Origin of the sequence: Xanthobacter autotrophicus (assembly GCF_030015065.1) — a bacterium.
GTDB lineage: Bacteria > Pseudomonadota > Alphaproteobacteria > Rhizobiales > Xanthobacteraceae > Xanthobacter > Xanthobacter autotrophicus_D.
The window spans coordinates 1-477 of sequence record NZ_JAIVFN010000357.1; the positions used below are offsets into that span (position 1 = coordinate 1).

1 protein-coding gene is annotated in these 477 nt (G+C 70.4%); it reads left to right on the forward strand.

The window, feature by feature from the left end; genetic code table 11:
- Positions 1-284 (forward strand): tryptophan synthase subunit alpha (locus tag K9U40_RS23515; protein ID WP_282892479.1); only part of this gene is annotated, 284 nt, incomplete at its 5' end.
- Positions 285-477: the final 193 nt, after the last annotated feature.

Consider the following 477-nt stretch of genomic DNA (forward strand, 5'->3'; position numbering starts at 1 on the left):
GGTACGTCTACTACGTGTCGCTCAAGGGCGTGACCGGCTCCGGCGCGCTCGACACCACGGCCGTGGAGGCCATTCTGCCGGTGATCCGCCGCCATGTGCACATCCCCGTGGGCGTGGGCTTCGGCATCCGCGACGCGGCCACCGCGCAGGCCATCGGCCGCGTGGCCGACGCCGTGGTGATCGGCAGCCGCATCATCCAGTTGCTGGACGACCAGCCGCACGAGAAGGTGGTGCCCCTGGCCATCGATTTCCTGCGGGGGGTGCGCAAGGCGCTCGACACGTAGAATCAGAGAACATCCCCCTGAGCGGCTTTGCCGCTTCCCCCTTCTCTCGCGCTTCGCGCGGGAAGGGGGACGACGCCAGCGGCCCGGCGGAGCCGGTTCCGCGGCGTCTGCTGGCTTGGGGCGTGCGAGTGCCCTGGCGAATGACGAGGCGCTCAGGACCGCGTGGGCTGCCGGTTGAGAGCGGCAGGTAGCG